The 3,394-nt window shown below is 42.0% G+C and carries 3 protein-coding genes; all 3 read right to left on the reverse strand.

All coding sequences use genetic code 11. The features are described from left to right. Positions 1 to 75: 75 nt before the first annotated feature. Positions 76 to 1,692 carry an MFS transporter gene (locus ACT3TU_RS13750; RefSeq protein WP_444784496.1) on the reverse strand — a complete coding sequence of 539 codons (1,617 nt, stop codon included), beginning with the start codon at positions 1,690 to 1,692 and terminating at the stop codon, positions 76 to 78. A 293-nt stretch (positions 1,693 to 1,985) separates the two neighbouring features. Continuing rightward, positions 1,986 to 2,615: a glutathione S-transferase family protein gene (locus ACT3TU_RS13755; protein WP_192529582.1), complete on the reverse strand. Its 630-nt coding sequence runs from the start codon at positions 2,613 to 2,615 to the stop codon at positions 1,986 to 1,988. Positions 2,616 to 2,680: 65 nt separating this feature from the next. Further along, a complete protein-coding gene (locus tag ACT3TU_RS13760; RefSeq protein WP_192529583.1) occupies positions 2,681 to 3,358 on the reverse strand; it encodes a type 1 glutamine amidotransferase domain-containing protein in 678 nt (225 codons plus the stop codon). Positions 3,359 to 3,394 lie beyond the last annotated feature (36 nt).

Below are 3,394 nucleotides of genomic sequence, written 5' to 3' on the forward strand. Positions count from 1 at the left end.
AAACATAATAGATAACTTTAAAAAAATAAGCATAGGATTGGAATAGAGGGTGAGTAATAAAAATTGTAGCATTGGCTATTTTTGTTCTCTCATCTTCGCCAAAGCGGCAAGCTCTTTAGCGAGCGGGTTACGCTTATGATAACGATAATATAGGTAGATAGTTAATAAATACAAGGCAGTAATGGTAGCGCTCACTGCCATTAAAAAGAACAAATCATCATAAGCTGCGACCGTCGCTTGCTGCTGTACACCTTGCAGTACTTGTGTCATTGCAGCACGATTATCGCCGCTCATTGAGCTGACCATATCGGCATAATGCATCTGCGTACGAATGGTGGTAAACGCTTGAATGCCTGCAGCGCCTGCCAAACCGCCAACGGTTTGTGAAATACTAAAGATCACCGAAAAGCTAATAATATAAGCAGGGCCATTGGCAATGGCACGAAACATGCCTTCAAATACCATCGGTCCCATAAAATAAACAGCAGCAAAGGCAATCATAAACTGACTGAGATAAAACATATGTGGAGCAGAGTTTAGCGATACACCAGTATCTATCCACGCGCCAACGGCAATCAGCGCAACCGCAAAAATTACCGGTCGACGTAGATCCATTGCATTGGTACTAAAAATACTAATCACTAATGCCAGCACACTGGCGATTAATACCACGGCATAAAAAACAATCATTTGATCATTGCCATAGCCAAGATTGGCCAATAGCCCTGCCGCACCAACGCTTTGTTCAGATAATAAAATACGCATGACAGCGCCTGTTATCATAAAGGCGATAATAGTACGACTGCGCATCCAGCGTACTTGTAGCATGGGGTTTTGACGATGGGTTTCAATCCATAAAGCAATCGTAATAGTCACGGCAGCAATAATCAGTGGATAGCTAAGCCAAGGCGTTGTCCACCACTGAATCCTACCCTGTACTAAAAATACAGATAGGGATGCGAGCCCGCTAGCAAAAAAAGCAAAGCTAATAATATCGAGTTTCTCAAAGACTTTTTGGGTATTGCCTGGTGGCAACTCAAGGATATTAATAAGCCCAAAGCAAATTAGGGATAGTCCAACTTGAAATAAAAACAGATTCTCAAGCTGACCGTCAATAGCAAGATATGGTGAGATAATACGTGACAGTGGAATACCAAACTGCACCAAACCAAAGCCTAAAATCAGTCCGCTGATACGCTTCGCTGTCGGCATGCCTTGTAGACAATAAAAAATAGACAACACCGTCATTGCACTAGCGACCACACCACTAAAACCGCGGGCAATCAGCTCTAAGTAAAAAGGCTCGACACTGATGCCAGTCGCCGTACTGAGTAGGTTGCTACTGACTAACCACTGCATGCTGGTGGCTGCTAATAAAAAGAATAAGGTAATCTTGCTAAATAGCGACATACCAAACTGTTGGCGAATTTTATACAACAGCACAGTGACGCAAGCATTGGTCATATTATAGGCGACCGATATCCAGCCACCTTCAACAGGCGTTAACCCCATTTCACCTTGAATTTGGGTCAGATTGGCGACCAATAGACCATTTTGAAAACTGGCCGTCAAGCCGATAAAAATCCCAATCAGCAAGTAGAACACCTTTCGGCGCACGGGATGGTCAGGGGTGGCAGGGGAACCCAGCATAAATGGTTGTTCATGGGGTTTGAACTGGTATTCAGTACTCATGGATAGACGATAATCTGCGTAGTAAAATAAAGTGGCATAGGACAGCTTCCAGATTAGCGTTATTTAATACGCTGATAAAGGCAAAAACAGACTAAAAATTGCTTAAGACATTTTATCATAATTTCTACTGAGCATTGCTTATGTACCCCTAATTTATTTAAGTTTAACCAATCATAATGTTTCATTACCGCTACCAATTTTTCTTGAGTACTGTTCGTTAGATACAAAAAAACAGCTCTATAAGAGCTGTTTGTTATAAATCAAACCATTAAGTAGCCAATCAAACCATGATTCTAGATTGATTGATCGTAGTTCATCTCTAAGCGCATGGCGCGCTGATAACTATCGAGGCTGGTCAGTTGCAAAGCGTATTGCTTAATATGCGGATAATTTTCTAACTCATTGCGCTTGGCCAACATAATTAAATCAAAAGACAGCATAAAATCAGCACCGCTAAGCTTATAGCCAACGATAAACGATTTGTTGGCAACCTCGTCATCTAAGTAGCTCAGCAGTTTGTGTTTTTCTTGACTGATATAGCCCTCTAAAAACTCATTATCGACAATACCTGCTTTTTTGGTGAATAACTCCAGCAATAAAGGTAACATCAAGGAGCTCTCAGCAAAGTTAATCCATTGCAGGTAGTAACCGTAATCTAGGCTATCTGTCGCAGGACGTAAACGCTCTGGCGCAAACCGCTCAATCAATAGCTCAGTGATAGCGCCCGACTCAGCATAAATCTTGCCATCCATCTCGATAACTGGAGACTTACCGAGTGGATGTACGGCTTTTAAACTGTCTGGTGCTAAATGCGTTTTGGCATCGCGCTGATGGCTAACAATCTCATAGGGTACGCCTAGCTCTTCTAGCAGCCATAAAATACGTAATGAGCGTGATTGATTGAGGTGATGTAAGCGAATCATGATAGAGACCTTGTTGCATAGTTTATGATAGAAGTCTAATTTATTATAGGCATCTTTAAGCAGTATTAGCCTTTAAGCTTGGTGATTAAGCGCTTAGCAGCTTCTTCTGAGGAAGCAGGGTTTTGACCGGTAATCAGCAGACCGTCTTCCACCACAAAGGATTCCCAGTCATCGCCTTTTTTATAGTTGCCGCCATTGGCTTTTAATACGTCTTCTAATAAGAAAGGCACGACATCAGTCAGCTGAACGCCCTCTTCTTCGGTATTAGTGAAGCCTGTCACTGTTTTACCTTTCACTAAGTACTCACCGTCAACTTTGACATTTTTTAGTGCCGCTGGCGAATGACAAACAAAAGCCACTGGCTTGTCTTGCTTAACGAAAGTCTCAATCAAATTGATAGAGTTTTTATCGACAGCCAAATCCCATAATGGACCATGGCCGCCAGGATAAAACACGGAGTCAAAGTCTTCTGCTTTCATGTCAGCGAGTTTTTTGGTATGAGCGAGGTGCTCTTGAGCATCTTTATCCTCTTTAAAACGCTTGGTGTCTTTTGTCTGTGTGTCTTCAGTATCACTACTAGGATCAAGTGGTGGCTGACCGCCAGCAGGCGAGGCGAGGGTCACATTGGCGCCTGCATCAAGAAATGCATAGTAAGGTGCCGCAAATTCTTCTAGCCAAAAGCCAGTTTTTTTACCCGTATCGCCCAATTTATCATGTGAAGTAAGTACCATTAAAATATTCATAATTATCCTTATTTATTGTTCGTATTTAATTAAAGT

The organism is Psychrobacter sp. AOP3-A1-26 (assembly GCF_052378235.1).
In the GTDB taxonomy this organism is placed as follows: domain Bacteria; phylum Pseudomonadota; class Gammaproteobacteria; order Pseudomonadales; family Moraxellaceae; genus Psychrobacter.

What these genes read in the sequence shown, in the direction of transcription:
- ACT3TU_RS13750 (WP_444784496.1), bottom strand. Translation starts at nt 1,692, where the DNA reads ATGAGTACTGAATACCAGTTCAAACCCCATGAACAACCATTTATGCTG.
- ACT3TU_RS13755 (WP_192529582.1), bottom strand. Translation starts at nt 2,615, where the DNA reads ATGATTCGCTTACATCACCTCAATCAATCACGCTCATTACGTATTTTA.
- ACT3TU_RS13760 (WP_192529583.1), bottom strand. Translation starts at nt 3,358, where the DNA reads ATGAATATTTTAATGGTACTTACTTCACATGATAAATTGGGCGATACG.